The organism is Salmonella sp. SAL00672, assembly GCF_046552175.1.
GTDB lineage: Bacteria > Pseudomonadota > Gammaproteobacteria > Enterobacterales > Enterobacteriaceae > Salmonella > Salmonella enterica.
Genome location: NZ_JBGDUQ010000001.1, coordinates 276,508 through 289,165 on the forward strand (window position 1 = coordinate 276,508; position 12,658 = coordinate 289,165).

Genomic DNA, 12,658 nt, shown 5'->3' on the forward strand with positions numbered 1-12,658 from the left:
TTTATTTTGTTGTTATATGAAAGACTAAAAAGCCGCCGTAGTGGCAGCCAAAAGAAATAGCAGGGGAAATTTCAGTCTATTGTAGCGGGGTATTACTATTTCTCCAGTGAAAAAACAGTTGTTAACGGCGCATTGCTGGCAAGCTGTTTTTCCACCTGCTATTGTGCTGAACAGTTCTGCTTATATTTATTTCAGGAGTTGAAGATATGTTTACGGGGATCGTACAGGGTACCGCGAAACTGGTATCGATTGATGAAAAACCCAACTTTCGCACCCATGTGGTGACGTTACCGGACTACATGCTGGAGGGGCTGGAGACGGGGGCGTCGGTAGCGCATAACGGATGCTGTTTGACGGTGACTGAAATAAACGGTAACCAGATAAGTTTTGATCTGATGAAAGAAACGTTGCGCATCACCAATCTGGGCGCGTTGAGGGTAGGTGATGAGGTCAACGTAGAGCGCGCCGCCAAATTCAGCGATGAAATCGGTGGTCATCTGATGTCGGGGCATATTATTACGACGGCGGAGATCGCGAAAATCCTGACCTCCGAAAATAACCATCAGGTGTGGTTTAAAGTGCAGGATGCGTCCCTGATGAAGTATATCCTGTACAAAGGCTTTATCGGCGTTGACGGTATCAGTTTGACCGTCGGCGAGGTAACGCCAACGCGCTTCTGCGTGCATCTCATTCCGGAAACGCTGGAACGTACTACGCTTGGCAGAAAAAAACTGGGTGAGCGTGTGAATATCGAGATCGATCCGCAAACGCAGGCGGTTGTCGATACCGTAGAACGCGTACTGGCTACACGAGAAAATGCGGTCAGAAATCAGGCCGACATTGGCTAACGGAAAATAAGATTCCCCCGCATGAAATGCGGGGGAGATGATTAGCGAGGAACGCGCAGACCGTTTTCAACGCCGCGCGTAAATACCACCTGCCAAAGCTGAATATCACGCGCGCGAAACGCACCCGCGCAGGCGTTGAGATAATAGCTGAACATACGTTTAAAGCGCTCGTTATAATTGCCCGCAATCTCTGGCCAGGCATTGATAAAGCGCTCGTGCCACGCCATCAGAGTCGTGTCATAGTCGGCGCCAAAGTTATGCCAGTCTTCCATTACAAAGTGTGATTCGCTGGCCTCGGCGATTTGACGAACAGACGGCAAACAACCGTTGGGGAAAATATACTTATTGATCCACGGATCGACATTATGATCGGTTTTTTTAGAACCAATAGTATGGAGCAGGAAAAGACCATCCGGTTTTAAATTCCTGTCAACGACCTCAAAATAGGTGTTGTAGTTTTTTGGCCCGACATGTTCGAACATGCCGACAGAGACGATTCGGTCAAACTGATCGTTAAGGTCGCGATAATCTTCGAGGAGAATGGAGACATCCAGACCTTCGCAACGCGTCTGCGCCATTTTTTGTTGTTCAGCGGAGATCGTTACGCCCACCACGCTAACGCCATAATGGGTCGCCATATATTGCGACAGGCCGCCCCAGCCGCAGCCGATATCCAGCACACGCATCCCCGGTTGTAGCTGTAGCTTTTCGCAAATTAATTTCAGCTTGGCTTGCTGTGCCGCTTCCAGCGTATCGGCATCTTTCCAGTAGGCGCAAGAATATTGCATATAGGGATCGAGCATACGGGAAAAAAGGTCATTACCAAGATCGTAATGTTCCTTGCCGACAATCCAGGCGCGTTTTTTACTTTGTAGATTAATCAGACGCGCGCCGAGGATACGGAGCGTATCTTTAACATGGTGGGGGAGTTGATTTTCAAGACCGGCACGTAAGACTTTGCTGAAGAAAATATCCAGACGCTCGCATTCCCACCAGCCATCCATGTAACTCTCACCTAACCCCAACGATCCTTCCTGAAGGACGCGTTTAAAAAAATCGGGATTCTTAACACGAATGTCAGACGGGGCGGAACCATTAATTGTAATATCCGCGCGGCTTAACAATTCGTTGGCGATTCGGTACCAGTTATCATCCGGCACGCTGACTTCTTCTATACACGATGAACTCATAGTTTCTCCATCACTGGACGGTGATCAGAACCTTAAAACAGCGTAGACGCTTTTTTGGCTTTGTGAGAAATCCCACGGACAATTCCGTGAGCCAGTTATCCGACGTAGAACAGAGGAAGGGAGGAACCCTTGCCGAAAAGGCCATCCATGGTGAATCGGGAACGCTCCGGTTCCCGTTAATGCCTAATAATTATCGTAATATAAACAACCGGGAATCAGTATAGGCCGCAATTTTTGATGATTCAACCGAAAATTGTTAGCGTGCTAATTACCAGCGGTTAACAAGTCTTTAGTGAGACTTGTCGTGGGCGACATTGGCATGGGGAAATCCGGTCTCAGCGCAATCTGCATGAGACTGCATTTTGTAACCTAACGCCGCCAGAACAACGGTAGAGAGCATTACGCTGGTGGTGGTCAGCAGCGGCGTGCTGATGAGCCATGAAACCACCAGGCTTGCCAGGAAACATAACCCCAGTTGCAGCGTATTTTGTAGCGCCGCAGCGCGCCCCGTGGCTTGAGGGAAAGGGCGTAACGCTTGCGCGACGACGATAGGGTAGATGGCGCCATTAGCAATCGCCATTACGCAGAAAGGAATCAGGATCTCCACCAGTGAGGCATTATTCAGAAGGCCCGCTCCCCAGGTGGCGATAACGCTCAGCGCATACAGCCCTAACAGCCACGGAAGCAATTGGTAGCCCTGCCATTTTTGTAGCGCCGCGCGGCAACCATATCCGCCAATCAGAAAAGCGATGGTTTGCGGAACATAGCTCAGGCCAATCACTGCCGGGCTGTAACCCATCGCGCTGAGAATAAATGGGGACCCTGTTAGCCACGCAAAAAAGCTGGCGGAACAGGCGGCATAAATCAGCACATTACCGCGATAGGTTTTAGAGCGTAACAACGTCGCGAAAGTGAGTTTATCCTGTCCTTCGGTACGCGCTTTTCCCGATGGTTTTAAGCGCAGCGCCGGCAACATCAGCAACAACGTAATCACGAACAGAGTGGCGAAAATCGCCTGCCATGAGAAATGCGTCAGTATCCAGCTTCCCAGTAAGGGCGCAAGCGCCGGGGATAAGCCCACCAGTGGCATGATAGTGGCGAAGATACGATTAATTTTTTGCGAAGGATAATAATCGGTCACCAGCGCTTGCCAGATTACCGTTGCCGCGCAAACGCCGACGGCCTGCACGAAGCGCAGCGTCAGCAGTGCTGCCGCGCTTTCTACCCACAGCATCCCCAGACTTCCGAGCGCAAAGATAGATAACCCCAGCAGTAAAATCGGTTTACGGCCATAACGATCCGATAGCGGTCCCCAAAGTAGTTGCGCGACGGCAAAGCCAGCTAAAAACAGGCTGAGGCTGGCACTGACCGCGGCGGCAGGCGTTTGTAAATCCGCCTGTATGGCGGCAAACGCGGGCAGGTACATGTCCGTAGCCAGAAATCCCAGCACGCTAAGACCGGCTAACCAGACTAAAAAACCTTTTCCAGGTTGCATATTTGTTTCTCTTTCTTATCAGACAGACATTGTCGCAGAGTGTAGGGAGTGAAATTACGGTTGTGAAACGTTAATATTTGTCCAGTGAATTCAAAATTTTTGTAGGCAAATTATGTGGTCGGAATACTCGCTTGAAGTGGTTGACGCCGTGGCGCGCAATGGCAGTTTTAGCGCGGCGGCGCAGGAACTGCACCGTGTGCCTTCAGCAGTCAGTTACACCGTTCGTCAGCTAGAGGAGTGGCTGGCCGTACCGCTTTTTGTACGACGTCACCGTGATGTTGAACTGACGCCTGCTGGCGTCTGGTTTTTAAAAGAAGGGCGTTCTGTTATCAAAAAAATGCAGATCACTCGCCAGCAGTGTCAGCAAATTGCTAATGGCTGGCGTGGGCAGTTAGCTATTGCGGTGGACAATATCGTCAGACCAGAACGTACCCGGCAGATGATCGTCGATTTCTATCGCCATTTTGACGATGTGGAACTGCTGGTTTTTCAGGAGGTGTTTAACGGCGTCTGGGACGCGCTCTCCGACGGGCGTGTCGAACTGGCGATTGGGGCGACGCAGGCGATTCCGGTAGGGGGGCGTTACGCTTTTCGGGATATGGGGACCCTGAGCTGGAGCTGCGTAGTGGCAAGCGATCACCCGCTGGCGTCGATGCCTGGGCCGTTAAGCGATGATACCCTGCGCAACTGGCCGTCGCTGGTCAGGGAAGACACTTCGCGAACCTTACCGAAACGGATTACCTGGCTGCTGGATAACCAAAAAAGGGTCGTCGTACCGGACTGGGAGTCATCGGCAACCTGCCTGTCGGCAGGACTATGCGTGGGAATGGTGCCGACGCATTTTGCCCGCCAGTGGATAGACAGCGGAAAATGGGTGGCGCTGACGTTAGAGAATCCGTTTCCCGATGCGGCCTGTTGCGTGACGTGGCAGCAAAACGAGGCCTCGCCCGCGCTGGCATGGCTGCTGGACTATTTGGGCGATAGCGAAACGTTGAATCGGGAGTGGCTGCGGGAGCCAGAAGAGGCTCCCGACAGCGGGGATTAACGCCGATAGTCGCGGAACGGGCCGTCAGCGACCGAGCGACGCTCAACCAGGCGTGGATGAACTTCAATAGACTGTGACTCTTCGCGCTTATTGACGATGCGATCCAATAGCATATTAAATGCGGTTTCGCCTAAAGAGTCTTTGGGCTGGTGAATCGTCGTCAGTGCCGGGGTAAAGTAACGGGCGTTACGCACATTGTCATAACCGATCACCGAAACGTCCTGCGGTACGCGAAGCCCCATTTCGTCAGCCGCGCAAAGCGCGCCCATCGCCATAATATCGCCGCCGCAGAAAACGGCGGTAGGGCGATGTGACTGCGATAAGATTTGCTGCATCGCGTGGTAACCGGACTCCGGCTCGAAGTCGCCCTGAACAATCCAGTTGTCCGGCACGTTGATCAGCGCCTCCTCCATGGCTTTCATAAAGCCTGCCAGCCGCCCCGCGCCGGTGTTGCGCTCCAGCGGGCCGGGAATAACGCCGATATCCCGGTGGCCGCGCTCAACCAGATAACGACCCGCCATATAGCCGCCTGCAAAGGCGTTATCAATCACCGTGTCGGTAAAATCGGCCTTCGCTTCACCCCAGTCCATCACCACCATCGGAATATGGCGATACTCTTCCAGCATGGAAAGCAGAGGTTCTGGATACTCAGAACACATCACCAGCAGGCCATCCACGCGCTTTTGCGCCATCATGGACAGGTAGGCGCGCTGTTTTTCCAGGTTATTCCAGGCGTTGCCTAAAATCAGCGTATAGCCTTTCTGGAAACAGTTTTTTTCAACCGCCTCGATAATTTCGGCAAAATAGGCCGCTTCGCTGCTGGTCGCCAGTAAGCCTATCGACTTGGTATGGTTAACCTTCAGGCTACGCGCGACGGCGCTGGGAGAGTAGTGCAGCTCTTTAATTGCCGCCCAGACCGCGTTACGCGTTTCTTCAGCGACAAAACGCGTTTTGTTGATTACGTGTGATACAGTTGTAGTGGAAACGTTTGCTCGTTTCGCTACATCTTTAATTGTTGCCATTACATTTCACTCCAGACCCTCGCTAAGCTCCTGAGAAACGCCAGGTAAACGTTTGCCTACACACACCCTAATCGCAACGTCAGGGTTGCGGCACGCCGGAAAAACGACACGGAACGTCAGGAAGGGGTCAATGGCCGTTACGCTAATTCAGTAAGCCTGGAATTTTGTCTGATCTTGAGGAAAAGGGGAAGCGTTAAAAACAGTTATCAATATAAAACATGAGAGATTTTTGTGCGGGAATGTGCAAAAATGCGCTATATCACTTTTTGTGTGGGAATAAAAAGGAGAAAACTTGATGAGTACCGACCTGAAATTTTCGTTGATTACTACGCTGATTGTTCTGGGCGTGATTGTCGCAGGTGGATTAACGGCCGCTCTGCACTGATTTCCTCTCTTCTGAGGGTGGGCGTCTCCTCTATTCTATCCCTCTCTAAAACGCAGAAGGCGTACCTTCTGCGTACTCAGACTTATGCGGCGAGATTTTTCGCAACAAATTCCCAGTTAACCAGCGCCCAGAAATGCTCCAGATAGTTTGGACGGGCGTTGCGGTAGTCGATGTAATACGCGTGTTCCCACACATCAACCGTTAGCAACGGCGTTGCATCCGTAGTCAGCGGCGTACCGGCATTTGAGGTAGAAACGATAGCCAGTTTGCCATCAGCGCTTTTTACCAGCCATGTCCATCCGGAACCAAAGTTTTTGATAGCGGCATCGGTGAACTGCGCTTTAAATTCCGCGAAGCTGCCAAAAGATGCCGCGATAGCATCAGCCAGTTTCCCGGTCGGTTCGCCGCCAGCGTTTGGCGCCAGGCAGTTCCAGTAGAAGGTGTGGTTCCACACCTGAGCGGCGTTATTAAAGATGCCGCCTTCGGAAGTGCGCACGATCTCTTCCAGCGATTTGCCTTCAAACGCCGTGCCTTTGATCAAATTGTTAAGATTGGTCACGTAAGTCTGATGATGTTTGCCATAGTGATATTCCAGCGTCTCAGCAGAAATATGCGGCGCCAGAGCATCTTTGGCATACGGTAATGCAGGTAATTCGAACGACATTGCTTCTCTCCTTATTATTAATATTGCGCACGCACAATACCCCTGGTGCGCGTAAGGATAGGGTAGCAAATTGAGCGGTGGCGCAAAAGAAGAAGTTATCCTGTCGTTAAACGACAGGATAAAATATTAGCGAATTGTTTTAGGCGTCATCACCCGGCGGGCGCCGACATAATGACGTTGCCAGTATTCTTCGTTCAGTGAGGTGATCTTAATTTCCTGACCGCTGCGCGGAGACTGGATAAACTTACCGTTGCCGACATAGACGCCAACGTGATCGGCGGTGCCGCGCCCCTGCGTACGGAAGAACACCAGATCGCCGTTTTTCAACTCGCTACGCTCAATGGGCGCCGCGTCACGCAGGTGATACATCTCATTCGCCGTTCGGGGGATACGGATCTTCACTAAATCTTTATAGGCATAATAAACCAGACCGCTGCAATCAAAACCGGTGCGCGGCGACGCGCCTCCCCAGTGATACGGTTTACCAATCTGATTCATGAGTTTGGACATCGCGGTTTTCGTCGCTTTTTGTACTTTTGCACGATGCGCATCGGCAATAGAGACCGGCAATGTTCCCTTCCCCTTCACGCAGTGCGGCTTACGGCCTTTACGCGTCGTGCATTTTTCCGTTACGTCGAGGGCGGCGATTGACGTGGGCGCGGTTCTGTTACGACGATGCGTCGTATGACGAGATTTCGTGGAGGCGGTGGTACGTTTTGGCGTAGAAGCGGAAGAAGAACGGCTGGTTTTTGAGGTTTTTTTTACGTTTTTTTTGCTGGTTTTACTGATCTTTTTCGTTGTGCTTTTCTTTTTATCTGCCGTTTTCGTGACATGAGAAACAGCAGGCGTCGCTTTGGCTTGCCTGGAAGCATGGGCCATTGGCGTAAAGGGGAGAGTAGTAAAAAGTAAAGCACAGAGCGTGATCGAGATTTTGTTTATCCGCGCCACTGAGCAATCCTCTGTTAAAGGCAGGCGATTCATGCCTGCGTATGATTTACAAAACCTGATAATTCTAATCTACAAAAGCACAGATTGGTAATTGCTTTTGGTTTCTGAAGCTGTGTTTCGTTAACAGATGTAAAAAAATAGCAATTAATGCTAAACACGAACGCGTTATCTACAAATCACTGCGCGGCAACCCACTTAAAAGATATTTTGTATACAACTTATTCCCGCAGACGGTAAAATAATAAGGCATGATGAAAATGTTATTTTCCGTTGCCAGCCTGACCCGTTACAATGACAGGCTTCAGTCGTAAAAGTAGTTTAAGGAAGCGAGACAATGAGCACCACTATCGAAAAAATTCAGCGCCAGATCGCTGAAAACCCGATTCTCCTGTATATGAAAGGTTCACCGAAACTGCCAAGCTGTGGTTTCTCTGCGCAGGCCGTTCAGGCGCTTTCAGCCTGCGGGGAACGTTTTGCCTATGTTGATATCCTGCAAAACCCGGATATTCGCGCTGAATTACCGAAATACGCCAACTGGCCGACATTCCCACAACTGTGGGTGGACGGCGAGCTGGTCGGCGGGTGTGATATTGTGATTGAAATGTATCAGCGTGGCGAGCTGCAGCAGCTTATTAAAGAAACTGCGGCAAAATATAAAACTCAGGAGCCGGACGCAGAGTAATCTGTGAAAGGGGAAAGCGACCTGTAAAGGTCGCTTTTTTACCGCCATCGTGAGCAAGAGCGGCGTTGTTAGCCTCGTTATTTGTCCGTCGGCAAAGGTAACGGCCAGCCGCCCAGGCGCTTCCAGCGATTGACGATTTCACAAAACAGCACCGCTGTCCGCTCGGTATCATACAAAGCGGAATGGGCTTTTTCACCGTCAAACTCCATACCTGCCGCCAGGCACGCTTTTGATAACACCGTTTGTCCCAGCGCCAGTCCGCTCAATGCCGCAGTATCAAAGGTGACGAACGGATGAAACGGGTTACGTTTCAGCGAGGCGCGCTCTGCGGCGGCCATCATAAAACTGTGATCAAAAGTGGCGTTATGCGCGACCATAATGGCGCGGCTACAACCGCTGTCTTTGATACCTTTACGCACCATTTTGAAAATAGCGTGTAGCGCCTCATATTCACTCACCGCGCCGCGTAGCGGGTTAGAGGGATCGATACCGTTAAACGCAAGCGCTTCCGGCTGTAAGTTGGCTCCAGCGAACGGCTCCACATGGAAATGCAGCGTCATGTCCGGCATCAGCCAGCCTTGTTCATCCATTTTCAGCGTGATGGCGGCGATTTCGAGCAGCGCATCGGTTTTAGCGTTAAATCCTGCAGTTTCAACGTCGATGACGACAGGATAAAAACCACGAAAACGGTCGCACAGACCGGAAAGTTGAGCGTTATCGGACATCTGAGTCTCTTAATACGAAAAAATGCAGCGCGTATTATGGCAAATTTTACGCCGGGATGCAGTAAAACAACGGGCGCAGTGACCTGCGCCCGGCGGGGGATCAGTTACCCAGACCGCGGCCTGCGTCTTTAGCTTCAATCAATTCGATTTTATAGCCATCCGGATCTTCAACGAAGGCGATGATGGTCGAACCGCCTTTTACCGGCCCCGCTTCACGGGTCACGTTGCCGCCGTTCTGACGAATGCGTTCACAGGCTTCAGCAGCATTGTCAACGCTCAGCGCGATATGCCCGTACGCATTGCCCATGTCATAGCTCTCAACGCCCCAGTTATAGGTTAGTTCGATGACCGCTTCTTCCGTTTCCGGACCATATCCCACAAAGGCCAGCGAGTATTTGTATTCCGGATTCTCACTGGTACGCAGCAATTTCATGCCCAGAACGTTGGTGTAAAAAGCGATGGAACGCTGCAAATCGCCGACGCGCAGCATAGTATGCAATAAACGCATTTTCGTTGTCCTTAAAATAGTCAAGATATTCAAAGTATAGCGGCGATGTGAGGCCGCTATCAATGAAATTACAGAGTAGGGTAGTCAGTGTAGCCTTCCGCGCCGCCGCCATAAAAACTTTCGGGACGCTGTGGATTAAGTTCCGCTTTACGTTGCAGACGCGCTACCAGATCCGGGTTCGCGATGTAATCGCGACCAAACGCCACGGCGTCAATCAGCCCTTTTTCGATCAGACCTTCCGCTTTTTCTGGCGTATAGGCGCCAGCGCCGATGATGGGACCGTGGAAACACGCGCGCACTTTTTCACGGAACGCGTCGCTGTACGGTTCACCGCCCGCCCAGTCTGGTTCAGACATATGCAGATAAGCAATGCCGCGTTTGCCTAACGCTTCAATCAGATAAAGGGCGTCAGCTTCTTCATTCGGGCCGTTATCGACATTCTGGAAAGTGCCGACAGGAGAAAGGCGGATGCCGATACGGTCCGCGCCCCATTCTTCAATGCCGGCATCAACCACTTCCAGTACCAGACGGGCGCGATTCTCTACGCCGCCGCCGTACCGATCGGTACGGTGATTAGAAGACGGTGAGAGGAACTGGTGCAGCAGATAACCGTGCGCGGAATGCAGCTCCACCAGATCGAAGCCCGCCTCTCGGGCATTGGCGATAGCCTGGCGGAAATCGTTGACGATCCCGGGGATCTCGTGAGTATCCAGCGCGCGCGGCGTGGAAGTCTCTACGCGGATGGCCTGACCGTTTTCGTCACGCAAAGAGGTGCGGGTTCCCGCATTGATAGCGGATGGCGCGACGGGCGCTTGTCCGCCTGGTTGCAGGCTGGCGTGTGAAATACGGCCCGTATGCCACAATTGCACCGCCATATGGCCGCCCTGGGCATGGACTCCCTGAGTGATTTTTTTCCAGGCGGCGATCTGCTCATCGCTGTGTAATCCCGGTGCGCCGGCATAGCCTTTCGCCTGTGCGGAGATTTGTGTGGCTTCGCTGATGATCAATCCGGCGCTGGCGCGTTGACGGTAATATTCCGCCATTAACGGCGTAGGAATGTCGCCCGGTTCAATACTCCGCAAACGCGTCAAAGGCGCCATAAATACGCGATTTGTCGCCGTGATGGCACCCACCTTGAGGGGGGTAAACAGTTTTGCTGATGACATAGTGGCTCCTGATATAAGTAGACCGGTCGTCTTGTAATAAAGGAAATAAAAACGCCTGTTACTGCTCAGGCGTTGCAATGATGGTCTTAACATGCGCCAACGCATTTTCCAGCGGCGCGGCGCTACGGGATATTTTTGCCTGCAAATTGGCGCCCAGCCACAGAGCATAAAGTACCTGCGCCTGTGGCAACGGCTGGCCGGTGAAATGTAAACAGTGGCTATTACGGCCATCTTCCAGCGCGCGTGCAAGCAGTGCCATGATCTCCTGCGCCCCTTTATCCATCGTAGAGCGCATATCCTCCGACAGATCGCAGACCTCCGCTGACAGTTTCACCGTCAGGCAACCGCTGATGGCGCCTTGCTGGCAAAACTGCTTTAACGTTTCCTGATACCAGGCGAGAAGACGATCGCGATGATTACCGGGACCGGAGGTGAAGTGCGCCGTAAGACGCTGATGATAGCAGGCGTAATGTCGCTCAAGCATGGCGACGCCGAAGGCTTCTTTCGAGCGAAAGTAGTGATAAAACGACCCTTTAGGCACCTGGGCGGTTTTGAGCAACTCGCTAAGCCCCATGCCGGTAAAACCCCGTTGCATACAAAGCTGCTCGCCGGTGGCCAGCAGATGTTCGCGGGTATCGTGTTCGGTTTGCTTATTCATAGCAGGCAGTATAGTAGACCAGTCGGTCTACTGCAAGCAGAGTTGCCATAATGTCAGTTAGCGTCTTCAATAGTCATAAGCGCCAAACGTTGAGGAGGGGATGTGGCCGAGCAGTTGGAGTTTTTTCCTGTAGCAAGCCCATGTCGCGGTATCTGCCAGTCTGATGAGCGTGGCTTTTGTCGGGGATGTATGCGCAGCCGCGACGAACGCTTTAACTGGCAAAAAATGAGCGATGCCGAGAAACAAAATGTACTGCGGCTTTGTCGCCAGCGTTTCTTGCGTAAAATACGCGCAAATAAGCCTCTCCCATCGGAAGATCCTCAACAACCTTCACTCTTTTAAACGCGGAATTGCGTATACTCAACCTCATTATTCTCTATGAGGAATCTGTTATGGTTCAGCGTGTCACCATCGCTCCACAAGGCCCGGAGTTTTCGCGTTTTGTCATGGGTTACTGGCGTTTGATGGACTGGAATATGTCCGCGCGTCAGTTAGTGAGTTTTATCGAAGAACATCTGGATTTGGGCGTCACTACCGTTGACCATGCGGACATTTATGGCGGTTATCAGTGCGAAGCGGCGTTTGGCGAGGCGCTAACGCTGGCGCCGCATTTGCGGGAAAAACTGCAAATCGTTACCAAATGCGGTATTGCGATCACCGCCAGAGCGGAAAATAGGCTCGGTCATTATATTACCGATCGCCGCCATATTATTCTGAGCGCCGAACAGTCATTAAAGAATCTGGCGACAGATTATCTGGATATGTTGTTAATTCACCGTCCCGATCCGTTAATGGATGCGGATGACGTCGCCGAGGCGTTTCAACATCTGCATCAAAGCGGCAAAGTGCGCCATTTTGGCGTTTCTAATTTTACGCCAGCGCAATTTACGTTGCTGCAATCGCGCCTGCCGTTCACCCTGGCGACCAACCAGGTGGAGATCTCGCCGGTTCACCAGCCTTTGTTGCTGGACGGCACATTAGATCAATTACAGCAACTGCGTATTCGTCCGATGGCCTGGTCATGTCTTGGCGGCGGTCGGCTGTTTAATGATGAGGCTTATCAGCCGTTGCGCCAGGAACTTTCCGTTATCGCGCAAGAACTCAACGCCAGTTCTATTGAACAGGTGGTCTATGCCTGGATTTTACGTTTGCCGTCGCAGCCGCTGCCGATTATTGGCTCGGGTAAAATCGAACGCGTACGTGCCGCACTAGAAGCGGAAACGCTGTCATTGTCGCGTCAACAGTGGTTCCGAATCCGCAAGGCGGCACTGGGTTATGACGTGCCGTAATCGCCAACTCGTTGACTTTCCGTACATGTTTTC

Annotated in this window: 15 protein-coding genes; 6 read left to right on the forward strand and 9 right to left on the reverse strand. The window is 51.8% G+C overall.

Features of this window, described 5'->3' with window-relative positions; translation table 11 throughout:
* The first annotated feature begins 206 nt into the window (after positions 1–206).
* On the forward strand, positions 207–848 hold the full coding sequence (locus ACLJTG_RS01470; protein ID WP_000493972.1) for a riboflavin synthase: 642 nt from the start codon (positions 207–209) through the stop codon (positions 846–848).
* Between the two features lie 41 nt (positions 849–889).
* Here ACLJTG_RS01470 and cfa read toward each other — a convergent pair whose 3' ends face one another.
* Entirely contained in the window at positions 890–2,038 is a 1,149-nt protein-coding gene (cfa, locus tag ACLJTG_RS01475; RefSeq protein ID WP_000098879.1) for a cyclopropane fatty acyl phospholipid synthase, read from the reverse strand.
* 289 nt (positions 2,039–2,327) lie between these two features.
* The gene (punC, locus tag ACLJTG_RS01480) at positions 2,328–3,533 is read right to left on the reverse strand and encodes a purine nucleoside transporter PunC (protein WP_001182309.1); all 1,206 of its coding nucleotides are present in this window, start codon (positions 3,531–3,533) and stop codon (positions 2,328–2,330) included.
* A gap of 112 nt (positions 3,534–3,645) precedes the next feature.
* Between punC and punR the strand changes: the two genes are divergently transcribed.
* On the forward strand, positions 3,646–4,578 hold the full coding sequence (gene punR, locus ACLJTG_RS01485; protein WP_000269523.1) for a DNA-binding transcriptional activator PunR: 933 nt from the start codon (positions 3,646–3,648) through the stop codon (positions 4,576–4,578).
* Here punR and purR read toward each other — a convergent pair.
* Positions 4,575–5,600 carry an HTH-type transcriptional repressor PurR gene (gene purR / locus ACLJTG_RS01490; protein WP_000190993.1) on the reverse strand — a complete coding sequence of 342 codons (1,026 nt, stop codon included), beginning with the start codon at positions 5,598–5,600 and terminating at the stop codon, positions 4,575–4,577. The genes punR and purR overlap by 4 nt on opposite strands.
* A gap of 295 nt (positions 5,601–5,895) precedes the next feature.
* Between purR and ACLJTG_RS01495 the strand changes: the two genes are divergently transcribed.
* Positions 5,896–5,985, forward strand: a complete 90-nt coding sequence (locus ACLJTG_RS01495) for a YnhF family membrane protein (protein WP_000102277.1) — start codon at positions 5,896–5,898, stop codon at positions 5,983–5,985.
* Between the two features lie 82 nt (positions 5,986–6,067).
* Here the strand turns inward: ACLJTG_RS01495 and sodB are convergent, their stop codons facing one another.
* Positions 6,068–6,649, reverse strand: a complete 582-nt coding sequence (gene sodB, locus ACLJTG_RS01500; RefSeq protein WP_000007299.1) for a superoxide dismutase [Fe] — start codon at positions 6,647–6,649, stop codon at positions 6,068–6,070.
* Between the two features lie 126 nt (positions 6,650–6,775).
* Positions 6,776–7,597, reverse strand: coding sequence for a C40 family peptidase (locus ACLJTG_RS01505; RefSeq protein ID WP_001520344.1), 822 nt, complete (start codon positions 7,595–7,597; stop codon positions 6,776–6,778).
* 334 nt (positions 7,598–7,931) lie between these two features.
* Here ACLJTG_RS01505 and grxD point away from each other — a divergent pair, with 334 nt between their 5' ends.
* Positions 7,932–8,279, forward strand: a complete 348-nt coding sequence (grxD, locus tag ACLJTG_RS01510; RefSeq protein ID WP_000108176.1) for a monothiol glutaredoxin 4 — start codon at positions 7,932–7,934, stop codon at positions 8,277–8,279.
* A 77-nt stretch (positions 8,280–8,356) separates the two neighbouring features.
* On the opposite strand, the gene rnt is transcribed toward grxD, so the two are convergent.
* The 4 genes from rnt to ACLJTG_RS01530 all read right to left on the reverse strand — a co-directional run bounded on the left by rnt (position 8,357) and on the right by ACLJTG_RS01530 (position 11,336).
* Positions 8,357–9,004, reverse strand: a complete 648-nt coding sequence (gene rnt / locus ACLJTG_RS01515) for a ribonuclease T (protein ID WP_001282267.1) — start codon at positions 9,002–9,004, stop codon at positions 8,357–8,359.
* Positions 9,005–9,104: 100 nt separating this feature from the next.
* Positions 9,105–9,512 carry a lactoylglutathione lyase gene (gene gloA, locus ACLJTG_RS01520; RefSeq protein ID WP_001237787.1) on the reverse strand — a complete coding sequence of 136 codons (408 nt, stop codon included), beginning with the start codon at positions 9,510–9,512 and terminating at the stop codon, positions 9,105–9,107.
* A 68-nt stretch (positions 9,513–9,580) separates the two neighbouring features.
* Positions 9,581–10,678, reverse strand: coding sequence for an alkene reductase (locus ACLJTG_RS01525; protein WP_079898979.1), 1,098 nt, complete (start codon positions 10,676–10,678; stop codon positions 9,581–9,583).
* A 58-nt stretch (positions 10,679–10,736) separates the two neighbouring features.
* Positions 10,737–11,336 (reverse strand): TetR/AcrR family transcriptional regulator, encoded by a 600-nt coding sequence (locus ACLJTG_RS01530; RefSeq protein ID WP_001041823.1) that lies wholly within the window; start codon positions 11,334–11,336, stop codon positions 10,737–10,739.
* 102 nt (positions 11,337–11,438) lie between these two features.
* Here ACLJTG_RS01530 and ACLJTG_RS01535 point away from each other — a divergent pair, with 102 nt between their 5' ends.
* Both ACLJTG_RS01535 and ACLJTG_RS01540 read left to right on the forward strand, forming a co-directional pair.
* Positions 11,439–11,678, forward strand: a complete 240-nt coding sequence (locus ACLJTG_RS01535; RefSeq protein WP_001538148.1) for a DUF1289 domain-containing protein — start codon at positions 11,439–11,441, stop codon at positions 11,676–11,678.
* Between the two features lie 50 nt (positions 11,679–11,728).
* On the forward strand, positions 11,729–12,625 hold the full coding sequence (locus tag ACLJTG_RS01540) for an aldo/keto reductase family oxidoreductase (protein ID WP_079898980.1): 897 nt from the start codon (positions 11,729–11,731) through the stop codon (positions 12,623–12,625).
* Positions 12,626–12,658 lie beyond the last annotated feature (33 nt).